The organism is Streptomyces sp. NPDC005931, from assembly GCF_042871235.1.
In the GTDB taxonomy this organism is placed as follows: domain Bacteria; phylum Actinomycetota; class Actinomycetes; order Streptomycetales; family Streptomycetaceae; genus Streptomyces.
In genome coordinates, this window is sequence record NZ_JBIAIG010000002.1 from 76,447 (window position 1) to 90,159 (window position 13,713).

The 13,713-nt window shown below is 71.2% G+C and carries 11 protein-coding genes; all 11 read right to left on the reverse strand.

The genetic code is table 11. From position 1 onward, the window contains the following. Positions 1-45: 45 nt before the first annotated feature. The gene (locus ACFYOV_RS04250) at positions 46-723 is read right to left on the reverse strand and encodes a protein-tyrosine-phosphatase (protein WP_389082622.1); all 678 of its coding nucleotides are present in this window, start codon (positions 721-723) and stop codon (positions 46-48) included. Beyond that, complete coding sequence (locus tag ACFYOV_RS04255; RefSeq protein WP_389082625.1) at positions 720-1,367, reverse strand: L-threonylcarbamoyladenylate synthase; 648 nt, start codon at positions 1,365-1,367, stop codon at positions 720-722. Before ACFYOV_RS04255 ends, ACFYOV_RS04250 begins: the two co-directional genes overlap by 4 nt. A 52-nt stretch (positions 1,368-1,419) precedes the next feature. Further along, on the reverse strand, positions 1,420-2,265 hold the full coding sequence (gene prmC / locus ACFYOV_RS04260) for a peptide chain release factor N(5)-glutamine methyltransferase (protein ID WP_389082627.1): 846 nt from the start codon (positions 2,263-2,265) through the stop codon (positions 1,420-1,422). 53 nt (positions 2,266-2,318) lie between these two features. Next, the gene (gene prfA / locus ACFYOV_RS04265; protein WP_389082630.1) at positions 2,319-3,386 is read right to left on the reverse strand and encodes a peptide chain release factor 1; all 1,068 of its coding nucleotides are present in this window, start codon (positions 3,384-3,386) and stop codon (positions 2,319-2,321) included. Positions 3,387-3,680: 294 nt separating this feature from the next. Further along, positions 3,681-3,902, reverse strand: coding sequence for a 50S ribosomal protein L31 (rpmE, locus tag ACFYOV_RS04270; RefSeq protein ID WP_142193142.1), 222 nt, complete (start codon positions 3,900-3,902; stop codon positions 3,681-3,683). Between the two features lie 134 nt (positions 3,903-4,036). Further along, entirely contained in the window at positions 4,037-5,176 is a 1,140-nt protein-coding gene (locus ACFYOV_RS04275) for an LCP family protein (RefSeq protein ID WP_389082634.1), read from the reverse strand. A 223-nt stretch (positions 5,177-5,399) separates the two neighbouring features. Beyond that, complete coding sequence (locus ACFYOV_RS04280) at positions 5,400-7,154, reverse strand: trypsin-like serine protease (protein ID WP_389082636.1); 1,755 nt, start codon at positions 7,152-7,154, stop codon at positions 5,400-5,402. A 198-nt stretch (positions 7,155-7,352) separates the two neighbouring features. Beyond that, positions 7,353-9,434, reverse strand: coding sequence for a transcription termination factor Rho (gene rho / locus ACFYOV_RS04285; RefSeq protein ID WP_389082639.1), 2,082 nt, complete (start codon positions 9,432-9,434; stop codon positions 7,353-7,355). A gap of 402 nt (positions 9,435-9,836) precedes the next feature. Beyond that, positions 9,837-10,754, reverse strand: coding sequence for a homoserine kinase (gene thrB / locus ACFYOV_RS04290; RefSeq protein ID WP_389082641.1), 918 nt, complete (start codon positions 10,752-10,754; stop codon positions 9,837-9,839). Positions 10,755-11,242: 488 nt separating this feature from the next. Further along, positions 11,243-12,301 carry a threonine synthase gene (gene thrC, locus ACFYOV_RS04295; RefSeq protein ID WP_389082643.1) on the reverse strand — a complete coding sequence of 353 codons (1,059 nt, stop codon included), beginning with the start codon at positions 12,299-12,301 and terminating at the stop codon, positions 11,243-11,245. A 6-nt stretch (positions 12,302-12,307) separates the two neighbouring features. After that, positions 12,308-13,600, reverse strand: coding sequence for a homoserine dehydrogenase (locus ACFYOV_RS04300; protein WP_389082645.1), 1,293 nt, complete (start codon positions 13,598-13,600; stop codon positions 12,308-12,310). Between the last annotated feature and the right edge of the window lie 113 nt (positions 13,601-13,713).

Consider the following 13,713-nt stretch of genomic DNA (forward strand, 5'->3'; position numbering starts at 1 on the left):
GGGGCCGGTTCCGGCCGCTCGCCCGGGCCGGTGCCGCCGCACCCCTCACGCCCGTGCCGGGACCCCCGTCAGGGCCGTGACGACGGGGTCCAGGGCCTCGTGTATCTCGTCGCCGATGGAGCGGAAGAACGTCAGGGGGGCACCGTAGGGGTCGTACACCTCGTCCGCCTCGGCCGTGGGGGCCAGCAGCCACCCGCGTAGAGCGGCGGCCGCGCGGACCAGGGCACGTGCCCGCATGACCAGGCCGTCCTCCAGGGGCGGCAGGGTCGCCGGGTCGATGGCGTCGACCAGGCGGGTGAACTCCTTGAGCGTGAAGGTGCGCAGGCCCGCGGAGTGGCCCATCGAGATGACCTGGGCCCGGTGGTCGCGCGTCGCGGTCAGCACCAGGTCGGCCCGGATGACGTGCTCGTCGAGGAGTTCGCGGCCCACGAAGCCGGAGGCGTCCGCGCCGAACTCCGCCAGCACGGTCTCCGCGTGGGCCTCCATGGGCGCACCCTCGTGCCCCCAGGTGCCCGCGCTCTCCACGATCAGCCCGCCGCCCAGGATGCCGAGCCGCTGGTGCACGAAATGCCGGGTCAGCCGCTCGGTGATGGGCGAGCGGCACACGTTGCCGGTACTGACGTGGAGGATGCGGAAGGTGTCGCGCGGGAAACCGAAGGTCGTCGTCTCCTCCGCGCCGAGTTCCCCGTTGCCTATGCCACGCCCCGCCCCAGGGGCCGTCAATTCGCCACCTCTAGGTCGGGTACCACCTTGCGCAGCTCGTCCGGCGAGATCGCGCCCTCGCGCAGCAGCACCGGCACGCGACGGGTGACGTCGACGATGGACGACGGGACGTTGCCGGGGGTCGGGCCGCCGTCGAGGTAGACGGAGACCGAGTCGCCCAGCATCTGCTGCGCGGCGTCGCAGTTCTCCGGCGCCGGGTGTCCGGTGAGGTTGGCCGAGGAGACGGCCATGGGACCGACGTCGGTGAGCAACTCGATGGCGACGGGGTGCAGCGGCATCCGCACGGCGACCGTGCCGCGGGTGTCCCCGAGGTCCCACTGGAGCGACGGCTGGTGCCTGGCGACCAGCGTCAGCGCGCCCGGCCAGAACGCGTCCACCAGCTCCCAGGCCAGCTCGGAGAAGTCGGTGACCAGCCCGTGCAGGGTGTTCGGGGAGCCGATGAGCACGGGGGTGGGCATGTTCCGGCCCCGTCCCTTGGCCGCCAGCAGGTCGGCGACGGCCTCCGCGCTGAACGCGTCCGCGCCGATGCCGTACACCGTGTCCGTCGGCAGCACCACGAGCTCGCCCCGGCGGACGGCGGAGGCGGCCTCGCGCAGACCGGTCACGCGGTCGGTCGCGTCGTTGGTGTCGTATCGCCGAGCCATCTGGCGGGCCTCCTCGTACACGTGCTGCTGGGGAATGGGGTCTGCGGGACGCTCACGGCAGCGCCTTGCGGGCGGTGGCGAACCGCGGGCGGTTGTTCAGGTCGGGGTGGTCGGCGGCGTCGGTCCAGCCGCGGTCCTCGGCGAAGATCCACGGCACCTGGCCGCCCTGGGTGTCGGCGTGCTCGACGACGACCACGCCCCCGGGCCGCAGCAGCCGGTGCGCGGTGCGCTCCAGGCCGCGGATCAGGTCCAGGCCGTCCTCACCGGAGAACAGCGCCAGGTCGGGGTCGTAGTCGCGGGCCTCGGGGGCGACGTACTCCCACTCGGTGAGAGGGATGTACGGCGGGTTGGAGATGACCAGGTCGACCTGGCCGTCGAGGTCCGGGAAGGCGGCCAGGGCGTCGCCCTGGCGCAGTTCGACCCGGGAGCCCTCCACGTTCCTCCGGGTCCACTTCAGGGCGTCCTCGGACAGCTCCACCGCGTACACGCGCGAGCGCGGCACCTCCTGGGCGAGGGCCAGCGCGATGGCGCCGGAGCCGGTGCACAGGTCCACGATGCACGGCTCGACCACGTCCATGGCCCGTACGGCGTCTATCGCCCAGCCGACGACCGACTCGGTCTCCGGACGGGGCACGAACACCCCCGGACCGACCTGGAGTTCCAGGTAGCGGAAGTACGCGCGCCCGGTGATGTGCTGGAGCGGTTCGCGGGCCTCGCGGCGGGCGATGACCTCCCAGTACCGGGCGTCGAAGTCGGAGTCCTTCACGCTGTGCAGCTCGCCGCGCTTGACGCCGTGCACGAACGCGGCGAGCTCCTCCGCGTCGGTGCGCGGCGAGGGCACGCCGGCGTCGGCGAGCCGCTGGGTGGCCTGGGCCACCTCGGCGAGCAGCAGGTTCACGCAAGTCCTCCGAACGTACTGGTACGTGCCTCGTGTTCCTACGCCTGCCCTGCCTAGGCGGCGGCGAGCCTGGCGGCCGAGTCCGCGTCGACGCAGGCCTGGATCACCGCGTCGAGGTCGCCGTCCAGCACCTGGTCCAGGTTGTACGCCTTGAAGCCGACGCGGTGGTCCGAGATGCGGTTCTCCGGGAAGTTGTACGTGCGGATCTTCTCGGAGCGGTCGACGGTGCGGACCTGGCTGCGGCGGGCGTCGGCGGCCTCCCTCTCCGCCTCCTCCTGCGCCATGGCGAGCAGCCTCGAACGCAGGATACGCAGGGCCTGCTCCTTGTTCTGGAGCTGGCTCTTCTCGTTCTGGCAGGAGGCGACGACTCCGGTCGGGATGTGCGTGATGCGCACGGCGGAGTCGGTGGTGTTGACCGACTGCCCGCCGGGGCCGGAGGAACGGTAGACGTCGATGCGCAGGTCGTTCGGGTTGATCTCGACGTCGACCTCCTCGGCCTCCGGGGTCACCAGCACGCCGGCGGCGGAGGTGTGGATGCGGCCCTGGGACTCGGTGGCCGGCACCCGCTGCACACGGTGCACGCCGCCCTCGTACTTCAGCCGGGCCCACACGCCCTGGCCGGGTTCGATCTGCCCGCGAGCCTTCACGGCGACCTGGACGTCCTTGTAGCCGCCGAGTTCGGACTCGGTGGCGTCGATGATCTCGGTCCTCCAGCCGACGCGCTCGGCGTAGCGCAGGTACATCCGCAGCAGGTCCCCGGCGAACAGGGCCGACTCGTCGCCGCCCGCGCCCGCCTTGATCTCGAGGATGACGTCCTTGTCGTCGCTGGGGTCGCGCGGTACGAGCAGCAGGCGCAGCTTCTCGGTGAGCTCCTCGCGCTGCTTCTCCATGTCCTTGACCTCGGCGGCGAAGTCGGGGTCGTCGGCGGCCAGTTCACGCGCGGTCTCGATGTCGTCGCCCGTCTGCCTCCAGGAGCGGTACGTGGCGACGATCGGGGTGAGCTCGGCGTAGCGCTTGTTCAGCCTGCGCGCGTTGGCCTGGTCGGAGTGGACCGACGGGTCGGCGAGCTTCTTCTCCAGGTCGGCGTGCTCGGCGACGAGTTCCTCGACGGCCTCGAACATCTTGGGCTCCTGCTACTGCGTGGGAAGGGGAAGGCGGGCGACCAAAAACGCCGGTCCCGGCGCGTGCCCCTGGACGGGGCACGGCCGTGGACCGGCGCTAGGGCCTGCCCGGCGGTCAGGTCGGAGGAGGTCCGCCGTACCTGTGAGTGCCGGTGCGCGGGGGCCTGGTGCCTGCTGCGAGGCGGAGGAAAGTGCCGACGCGGAGCGTCGGCGACTGACGACAACGCCGCAGAGGTGCGTGCCAGGCCCCGCCTCTCCGACAGGATCCGCCGGGCAGAGGCCCTAGGGGGCTCGCTACTTCTTGGAGCCGGCGGCCTTGCCGAAGCGGGCCTCGAAGCGGGCCACACGGCCACCGGTGTCGAGGATCTTCTGCTTGCCCGTGTAGAACGGGTGGCACTCGGAGCAGACCTCAGCGCGGATGGTGCCGGCGGAGATCGTGCTGCGGGTGGTGAACGACGCGCCACAGGTGCAGCTGACCTGCGTCTCGACGTACTCGGGGTGGATGTCGCGCTTCAAGGTGTCTCCTAGGTTCCGGGAGGGCGCCGGGTCGCCGCCGCGGGATGCGGGAGCGTGAACCGGAGCCGACGTACCAGTCTGCCAGGACTGGGGCCATCACCCAAAACCGGGGGGTGGGGCGATCTATTCCGGCGCTACGCCGCGCTCACCACGTCCTTGGCCTCACCGGTCGCCGTTCCCTCCGTGGCCGCGGCGGGGATCGGTCGGTCGTCCGCCAGGGCGTCCCACACCAGCTGTGCCTTGTTCTTCTCGAGCAGGACGCGGTTGGGGTCGGCCGGGTCGTAGCGGACCGGCAGAGTCACCATGTGCATGTTGCCGGGGCCGATGCCCTTCAGACCGTTGGCGAAGGACATCAGGGCGTTGACCGAGCCGAGGTCGGAGTCGGTGGTGACCGTCCTGGTCGCGGTGTCGGCAAGGTCGAGCAGCTTCTTGGGGCTGGTGAAGACGCCGACCTCCTTGACCTGCTGGACCAGGGCTTTGACGAACGCCTGCTGGAGCTGGATGCGGCCGAGGTCGGAGCCGTCGCCCACGCCGTGCCGGGTGCGCACCAGGCCGAGGGCCTGCTCGCCGTCGAGCCGGTGGGTTCCGGCCTCGAGCCGGAGGTGGCTGTCGGGGTCGTCGATGTCCGCGGTGGTGGTGATCTCCACGCCGCCGAGCTCGTCGATGAGCTTGTGGAAGCCGGCGAAGTCGACCTCCAGGTAGTGGTCCATGCGCAGGTCGGTGATCGACTCGACGGTCTTGACGGCGCAGGCGGCGCCCCCGGTGGTGTACGCGGAGTTGAACATCACGCCGTTCGCGGCGGGGTGCCCCTCGCCGTCGGGGCCGGTGCACTCGGGGCGGTCGACGAGGGTGTCGCGGGGGATGGAGACGACGCTGGCCCGCTTGTGGCCCTCGTGGACGTGCACGATCATCGCGGTGTCGGCGCGGGCGCTTCCGTCGTCGGTGCCGCCGCCGATCGTCCGGTTGCTGCCGGAGCGGGTGTCGGAGCCGAGGACGAGGATGTTCTCCGAGCCGTTGTCGGCCTTCTCCGGCCGGTCGGTGCCGAGCGCCTGGTCGATGTCGACGCTCTTGATGTTGCCGTTGAGCTTGAAGTAGAGGAATCCCGCACCGGTGCCGCCCAGCACGACGATGCCCGCGGCGGTCCACGCCAGGGCTCTCATGCCCTTGTGCCGCCCCTCACGGGGCTTCCGGCGCCGGCCGTCGGCCCGGCGGCGCGGACCCGCTGGTGCGGGCTCTCCCGGTATGCCGGGGCCCGGTGTGCTCTCGGCAGACATGTGCTCCTCAGCTCTCGTCCGTCGGTTACCCCCTGCGCTCGGTGCCAGGCATCAGCGGTGCGTCACCGCGTCGGTCGGTTTCCTCACCTGCACCCATCGTCGCTCCGTTGCTCAGACGGGGAAACCCGGCGCGGGGTTGCACGGACCCCCGGGCCCGGCCTGTGACGGGCCGGGCCCGGGGCGTTCCGGGCGGACGTGGTGAGAATGATCCTCACCTGCGGTTTCAGCCGAAGATGTCGTACTGCTTGAAGTCGGTGCCGACGGACACCCGTGTGGCGAAGATCTCGCTCGTGGCCTTTCCGGTGCCCTTGTACAGGTAGAGCGTGCCGCCGGGGGTGCGGGCCAGGAGGTCGGCCCTGCCGTCACCGCTGACGTCGCCCACGGCGTCGAAGGCGTTGTACGCCGTGCTGCTCCAGGTGCGCACCTTGATCCGGCCCGAGAAGGCGCCGGTACCGGTCTTCCCGGTGCCCTTGTACAGGTACACGTAGCCGTTGCTCGCGCCACGCGCGATCAGGTCGGTCTTCCCGTCGCCGGTGAAGTCGCCGTGACCGCGCACGGAGTTGTACTGGTTCCAGCCGGAGCCGACCTTCACGCGGGTGGCGAAGGAGCCGTTGCCCCTGCCCGGGTAGATCCACAGCACGCCGGCGGAGTCGACGGACAGCAGGTCGGGCAGGTAGTCGCCGGTGACGTCGCCCGGGGTGACGATGCGGGTGCGGGTCTTCCAGTTGTCGGCGAGCTGCTTGGTGGCCCAGGTGCCGGTGGAGATGACGTAGTGGGTCCAGAAGACGTCCCCGTCGCTGCTGCGCCGGTAGACCAGGTCCTCGTAGCCGTCCCGGTCGAGGTCGGTCTGCAGGACGAGGTTGACGCCGCTCCAGTTGCCCCAGGACTCGCGGGCCCCGAAGGAGGAGCCGCCGGAGTTCTTGGAGTAGCCGGTCTTCGTGGAGGCGTTGCGCACCCAGAGGTCGGCCCGGTGGTCGCCGCTGATGTTGGTGTCGTCGACGCGCGGGTAGACGGCGCCGACATAGCTTCTGACCTTGGCGAAGACGCTGTAGGCGCCCTTTTCGACGCAGTCCCGCACGCCCCAGGAGACGACGCCCACGATGCGGTTGTTGACCACCAGCGGGCCGCCGGAGTCGCCGTTGCAGGCGGTGGTGGTCCCGGTGTCGCTGCCGCTCGCGGGCAGGCCGGCGCACACCATGTGACCCTTGACGAAGTCGGCGCCGTAGTAGCCGGCGCAGGTGGCGTCCGACTGGATCGGCAGCGTGGCCGTCTTCAGCGTCTGGGAGACGCCGTCGGTGGTGGAGCTGGTGCGGCCCCAGCCGTAGACCTTGGCGCTGGTTCCGGCGGCGTACGAGGCGGTGTCGCCGGAGGTGGTCATCCTGATCGGGGTGGCCCGGACCGGCACCGGCAGGGTCAGCACCGCGACGTCGTTGTCGAGGGTGGTGGCGCTGTACGAGGGATGGTTCCACTGCCGCCAGACACCGGTGACGGTGCCGCCGTGCAGGTCGGTGCCGCCCGCTCCGTCGTCGGTGGGCATCTGCGAGGTGCCGGTGACGACGGCGCCGTTGGCGTGCCAGTTGTAGCCCTTGACGCAGTGCGCGGCGGTGAGGATCTTGGTGGGCGCCACGACGGCGCCGCCGCAGAAGAAGCCGATGTCGTCGGTGGTGGCGCTGGTGCCCCGGTCGTCGTAGTAGTGGAGCTGGGCCATCCACGGCGCGGAGGTGATGGTGGTCGTCGTGCCGCCGATGATCTTGGCGTCGACGGTGGGACCGTCACTGCTCGCGCTGAGCGACTCCTTGACCGTCGCTCCGGCGGTGTCGTCGCCGGCGAGGGCGCCGGCGACGCGCTGCTTCAGCTCCGCGGTGGACGGCGAGGTGATCGCCGGGTCGACGGTCGGCTGCGGCAGCGCGGTGGCCGCGCCCGCCGACGAGGTCAGAAGCGCGGCGGCGACGGCCGCGGCGACACCGGCCGCGGCCACGGGCAGAGCGAATCCGAGGCGTCGTCTGTGACGTCCGCCCCCGGACGTGGATGTACCCACGCAAGTCCCCCCTCGGGATCGATGGTTCGGGCGCGGCCGTGATCGCCGGTCCGAAGCAGCGTGATCGTACACCTGACCGAGGACACGCAAAGGGCCGCTCCCCTTGGCGGGAGCGGCCCTTTCGGGAAGACGGAGCGGTCAGTCGCCGTTGCCGGGCGCCGGGGTCGTCTTCTGGATCTGCATCAGGAACTCGACGTTCGACTTGGTCTGCTTCATCTTGTCGAGCAGCAGCTCGATCGCCTGCTGCTGGTCGAGCGCGTGCAGCACCCGGCGCAGCTTCCAGACGACCGCCAGTTCCTCGTTGCCGAGGAGGATCTCCTCCTTGCGGGTACCGGACGCGTCGACGTCCACCGCGGGGAAGATGCGCTTGTCGGCGAGCTTCCGGTCGAGCTTGAGCTCCATGTTGCCGGTGCCCTTGAACTCCTCGAAGATCACCTCGTCCATGCGGGACCCGGTGTCCACCAGGGCGGTGGCGAGGATGGTCAGCGAGCCGCCGTCCTCGATGTTGCGGGCCGCACCGAAGAAGCGCTTCGGCGGGTACAGGGCGGTCGAGTCGACACCACCGGACAGGATGCGGCCGGAGGCCGGGGCGGCGAGGTTGTACGCACGGCCCAGACGCGTGATCGAGTCGAGCAGCACGACGACGTCGTGACCCAGCTCCACCAGACGCTTGGCGCGCTCGATGGCGAGCTCGGCGACCGTGGTGTGGTCCTCGGCCGGACGGTCGAAGGTCGAGGAGATGACCTCGCCCTTGACCGACCGCTGCATGTCGGTGACCTCTTCCGGACGCTCGTCGACGAGGACGACCATCAGGTGGCACTCGGGGTTGTTGTGGGTGATCGCGTTGGCGATCGCCTGCATGATCATGGTCTTGCCGGTCTTCGGCGGGGCCACGATCAGACCGCGCTGGCCCTTGCCGATGGGCGAGACGAGGTCGATGATCCGCGTGGTCAGCACGCCCGGGTCGGTCTCCAGGCGGAGCCGGTCCTGCGGGTACAGCGGCGTCAGCTTGTTGAACTCCGGGCGGCCGCGGCCGTGTTCGGGCGCCATGCCGTTGACGGAGTCGAGACGCACCAGCGCGTTGAACTTCTCGCGCCGCTCGCCTTCCTTGGGCTGACGGACCGCGCCGGTGATGTGGTCGCCCTTGCGCAGGCCGTTCTTGCGGACCTGCGCGAGGGAGACGTACACGTCGTTCGGGCCCGGGAGGTAGCCCGAGGTGCGGATGAACGCGTAGTTGTCGAGGATGTCCAGGATGCCCGCGACCGGGATCAGGACGTCGTCCTCGGCGATCTGCGGCTCCTGCACCTCGTCGCGCCCGCGACGGCCGCGACGGTCGCGGTACCGGCCGCGACGGCCCCGGCGGCCGCCCGCCTCGTCGTCGTAGCCGTCGTCCTGCTGACGGTCCTGGCGGCCGCCGCCCTGCTGGTTCTGCTGGCGACCCTGGCCCTGGTCGTCGCCCTTGCCACGACGGTCGCCGCGGTCCCCGCGGTCGCGGTCGCCACGCTCACCGCGCTCGCCACGCTCGCCGCGGTCGCCACGCTCGCCGCGCTCACCGCGGTCACGGTCGCGGCCGCGCTCACGGCGGTCGCGGCGGCGGCCCTCGCCGCCCTCGCCGTCGGACTTGGCGTCGCCCTGCGACTGCTGCTGCGCCGGGGCCTCGGTCTTCTGCTCGGTCTTCGCCTCGACAGTGATCGTCTCGGTCGCGGCGGCCGGGGAACCCGCGTCGGCGGTGGCACGACGACGGCGGCGCTCGGCGGGGGCCTCGGCGGCGGACTGCTCGGCCGGGGCGGAGGCCTTCGGGGAGGGCTGGCCCGGAATCTCGATCTGCTGCTGGGCCGCGGCCTTGTCGGCGGGGGCCTCGGCGTCCGTCTTCTTCTCGGCGGCGTCGCCCGTACGGGTCCGCGAGGTGGTGCGGCGCTTGGGCTTGGTCTCGGCGGCGACCTCGGCCTCGGCCGGGGCGGCTCCCGCGGCGGGGGCACCGCCCCCGGCGGCCTGCGCCTCCTTGATGACCTCGATCAGCTGGCTCTTGCGCATACGCGCGGTGCCCCTGATGCCGAGGCCGGATGCGACCTGCTGCAGCTCGGCCAGCACCATGCCCTCGAGGCCGGTACCGCGGCGCCGCCGGGAGCCGGCACCGGTGGCAGGCGCGGAGGCGTCCGTGGCGGGCGCGGCAGCGGTCTCCTCGACACGTGCGCCCATCAGATCGGTGGTGTCGCTCACGAAGGGTCCTTCCCTGGAGCGGACGTCGGCCTGTCTGGCTCGGCGACCGGTTGTGCTGTCCGGCTTCGGTCCTTGCTGTGTGAACCGTGCCGGGGCGGTGGTCCGCCTGAACGGCGGAGGAAATATCTGGTGATGGCGCTTCCTCGAGCCGTGGCACCCAGTGTCACGTGGCGTGGTCGCACCGGTTCCGGAGCGTGCCCGGCGGGCCGTTCAGTGTCCGCGTACGACGTACCGCTCGCGTACGAGGTGCAAAACACAGTGCGGCTTGGGGGGCTCCCGGAAGAACGTCTGTCCCGGACGGGGACACGAGGCACCTCGCCATGGTGGGGTCGGGTGCAGACTTGAGATTAACACTACCGGATCCAACAAACATTCCCCCTCTCGAAATCCGGCAACCGTGTGTCAGGGAGCGAGCGGAAGCACGCTCGCTCCCTGCTTGTCGAGGCTGAGCCGGTTGGCGGCCCAGTCGGTGCCGGCGAGTGCTTCGACCTTGTCGGCGGTGTCCGCGTCGGCCAGCGCCATGACCGTGGGCCCGGCGCCGGAGATGACCGCGGGGATGCCGTCCGCCCGCAGCCGCTCCACCAGCGCCGCGCTCTCCGGCATGGCGGGGGCGCGGTACTCCTGGTGCAGCCGGTCCTCGGTGGCGGGCAGCAGCAGCTCGGGGCGCCTGGTCAGGGCCTCGACGAGCAGGGCGGCGCGGCCCGCGTTGGTGGCGGCGTCGACGTGCGGCACGGTGCGCGGGAGCAGGCCGCGCGCGGTCTCGGTGAGGACCGGCTTCCCGGGTACGAAAACCACCGGAACGATGGAATCGGCGGGTTCCATCCTGATGGCCCGGGCGGCGCCGGCCTCCATCCAGGACAGGGTGAATCCGCCCAGCAGACAGGCCGCGACGTTGTCGGGGTGGCCTTCGATCTCGGTGGCGAGCTCGAGCAGCGCGGTGTCGTCGAGCTTGGCCTCGGCGCCTATGGTCACGGCGCGGGCGGCGACGATACCGGCGCAGATGGCGGCCGAGGAGGAGCCCAGGCCCCGGCCGTGCGGGATGCGGTTGGCGCAGACGATCTCCAGCCCGCGCGGCTGCCCGCCCAGCAGGTCGAAGGCGGTGCGCAGGGAGCGTACGAGGAGATGGCTCTCGTCGCGCGGGAGGGTCTCACTGCCCTCACCGGCGATGTCGATGTGCAGCCCGGAGTCGGCCACCCGGACGACCACGTCGTCGTACAAGCCCAGCGCGAGGCCGAGGGCGTCGAAGCCCGGGCCGAGGTTGGCGCTGGTGGCGGGGACGCGCACCCGGACGGCGGCGGCGCGGAACGCGGGACCGGCCATCGCTCGATGACTCTCCTTGAGCTGCGGGACTGTCGAATGACATTCGATGGACATTCGATGACGTACGAAAACCCCTGGGCCGCAGCCGACCGGGGTGGCCGGCCGCTTTCCGAGCCGTTCCGAGCCACATTCCGGACCAACGGAGACGACGCGGTACCGCGGCATATGCGGCGGGCGGGTTCAGTACAGCCTATCGAAGGTAGGTTCTGTGGCGACATAGGGCGCACAGGAGGCGCACGATGCGTGTCGCAAGCCCTCTGTGCCCCCTCCTTAGGGAACTTCCCCAGGTGACGCCGTCTTACGCCCGGCCCCGGCGGACCGTGCCGGACGGGGCCGGACCGCCGGTGGCTGCCTTCCGGCACGGGCCGGGTGGCCTGCTTTGCGGACCGTGCCGGGGGTCTGCCCCCCCGGGTCCACGCCGGGGCCTTGCCCTGCTGCACGTGCCGGGGGCAGGCCCTGCGGCACGCGCCGGGGACCCGGCCGGGGCCCTAGACCAGGCCCAGCCGCTCCGCCGCGGTCGCGGCGTCGACGGGGACGGTGACCGGCTGCGGGGCGCCGGCGACGGCCCAGTCCGGGTCCTTCAGGCCGTTTCCGGTGACGGTGCACACGATGCGCTGGCCCGGGTCGACCTTGCCCTGCTCGGCGGCCTTCAGCAGACCGGCGACCGACGCGGCGGACGCGGGCTCGACGAAGACGCCCTCCCGCGAGGCCAACAGACGGTAGGCTCGCAGGATCTCACGGTCCGTCACCTCGTCGATGAGACCGCCCGACTCGTCCCGCGCGGCCAGGGCGTACTGCCACGAGGCCGGGTTGCCGATGCGGATGGCGGTGGCGATGGTCGAGGGGTCCTTGACGACCTCGCCGCGCACGATCGGGGCGCTGCCGGAGGCCTGGAAGCCCCACATGCGGGGGGTCCTCGTGGCCACGCCGTCGGCGGCGTACTCGCGGTACCCCTTCCAATAGGCCGTGATGTTGCCCGCGTTGCCCACCGGCAGGACATGGATGTCGGGCGCGTCACCCAGCATGTCCACAATCTCGAACGCCGCGGTCTTCTGCCCCTCGATACGCACCGGATTGACCGAATTGACCAGTGCCACGGGGTAGTTGTCGCTCAGTCCGCGGGCGAGCGTGAGGCAGTCGTCGAAGTTGCCGTCCACCTGGAGGATCTTCGCGCCGTGCACCAGCGCCTGGCCCATCTTGCCGAGCGCGATCTTGCCCTGGGGCACGAGCACCGCGGACACCATCCCCGCACGCACCCCGTACGCCGCTGCGGAGGCGGAGGTGTTGCCGGTGGAGGCGCAGATGACGGCCTTCGCCCCCTCCTCCTTGGCCTTGGAGATGGCCATGGTCATACCGCGGTCCTTGAAGGACCCCGTGGGGTTGGCCCCCTCGACCTTGAGGTGGACCTCGCAGCCCGTGCGCTCGGAGAGCACCTGCGCGGGCACGAGCGGCGTACCGCCCTCGCGGAGCGTCACGACCGGCGTGGTGTCGGATACCGGCAGCCGGTCCCGGTACTCCTCGATGATTCCGCGCCACTGGTGGGTCATTGCTGGTTACTCTCCTTCAACCCGCATGATGCTGGCGACACCACGCACGGTGTCGAGCTTGCGCAACGCCTCGACGGTCCCGCCGAGGGCCGCGTCGGACGCACGGTGAGTGACGACGACGAGCGACGCCTCGCCGTCCTTGCCCTGCTGCCGGACCGTGTCGATGGACACCCCGTGCTCGGCGAACACGGTGGCCACCTGGGCGAGCACACCCGGTTTGTCGGCCACGTCGAGGCTGATGTGGTAGCGCGTGACGACGTCGCCCATCGGCGAGACGGGCAGCGCGGCGTAGGCGGACTCGCCCGGTCCGGTGGTTTCGCTGAGCCGGTTGCGGCACACGGCCACCAGGTCGCCGAGCACCGCGGAGGCGGTGGGCGCGCCGCCGGCGCCGGGCCCGTAGAACATCAGCTGCCCGGAGGCGTCGGACTCCACGAACACGGCGTTGTAGGCGCCGCGCACGGAGGCGAGGGGGTGGGTGAGGGGGATCATCGCGGGGTGGACGCGCGCGGTGACGGAGCCGCCGTCCGCGGCCCGCTCGCAGATGGCGAGCAGCTTGATGGTGCAACCCATCTCCTTCGCCGAGGCGAAGTCGGCGGCGGTGACTTCGGTCATGCCCTCGCGGTAGACGTCGTCGAGCCGCACGCGCGTGTGGAAGGCGATCCCGGCGAGGATGGCGGCCTTGGCGGCGGCGTCGAAGCCCTCGACGTCGGCGGTGGGGTCGGCCTCGGCGTACCCGAGCGCGGTGGCCTCGTCGAGGGCTTCCTGGTAGCCCGCCCCCGTGCTGTCCATCTTGTCGAGGATGAAGTTGGTGGTGCCGTTCACGATGCCGAGCACCCGGTTGACCTTGTCGCCGGCCAGCGACTCGCGCAGCGGCCGGATCAACGGGATGGCGCCGGCGACGGCGGCCTCGTAGTAGAGGTCCTTGCCGTGCTCCTCGGCGGCGGCGTGCAGCGCGGCACCGTCCTGGGCGAGGAGCGCCTTGTTCGCGGAGACGACGGACGCGCCGTGCTCGAACGCGGTGGTGATCAGCGTGCGGGCGGGCTCGATGCCGCCGATGACCTCGACGACGACGTCGAGGTCGCCGCGTTTGACGAGGGCGGTGGCATCGGTGGTGACGAGATCGGCGGAGATGCCCTCGCGCACCTTGTCGGGCCGCCGCACGGCGACCCCGGCCAACTCCACCGGGGCCCCGATGCGTGCCGCGAGGTCGTCGGCGTGCGTCGTCATGATGCGCGCCACCTCTGAGCCGACCACTCCACAGCCCAGCAGCGCCACCTTCAGCGGACGCGTACGCATCATCCGACCTCGTTTCCTGATTACCGTCATTACCGTCGCGGTTGCACCAGTCTCACTCACCGGACGGGAGTTTCTGCCCTTTGTCCGGATCGTGAGACATCTATTTCATTTTCGTG